This window comes from Treponema sp. R8-4-B8 (assembly GCF_054786175.1).
Genome location: NZ_BDHE01000281.1, coordinates 1 through 554 on the forward strand (window position 1 = coordinate 1; position 554 = coordinate 554).

Genomic DNA, 554 nt, shown 5'->3' on the forward strand with positions numbered 1-554 from the left:
AGGCGCTAAACGTCCCAACACTACGTCTTGCTTAGCCGCCGACTTGTTGTCGTAGGCTTCGACTACAAGTTTGACGTATATATCGTCTAACCGTTCCCAGTCCAATATGGAAATAGCGGAGTAATTTGAGAAGTTGCTGACGAACTCCCCCTGCACGAGCGCGGGGATGTAGCTCTGGTCTTTCGCGAGCCCAGTCGATTGCGGGACGTATATGGTAAGGCTTATCTCCTTGCCGCCGTCGCCCGTGAAGTTTTGCTGTTGCTGCGCCCAAACCATATTCGCCCCGACCGTTACAGTTGCCGCCAATAACAGCGCCCGTCCATGCCGTGCAAATAACCTCATAAAATCCTCCGTTAATTGTTGTTAACCCGTTTTAGTTATCCTTCTCATCGAATCCGTAACTGGCAAACACCTTTCGCCCCTACGCAACGTCGTCGCCCTCCCCGGCGTTGTTTCTGTCCATTCCATATCAAATATCTGTCTCTTATACACATCTAGATGTGTATAAGAGACAGGCATTACCGCGTTACAGCGTAGGTTCAATCAGCCCGTTG

Annotated in this window: 1 protein-coding gene; it reads right to left on the reverse strand. The window is 50.5% G+C overall.

Features of this window, described 5'->3' with window-relative positions; genetic code table 11:
- The coding region (locus ACYVRA_RS08400; RefSeq protein ID WP_461252274.1) for a hypothetical protein at nucleotides 1-342 on the reverse strand (342 nt) is incomplete at its 3' end.
- Nucleotides 343-554: the final 212 nt, after the last annotated feature.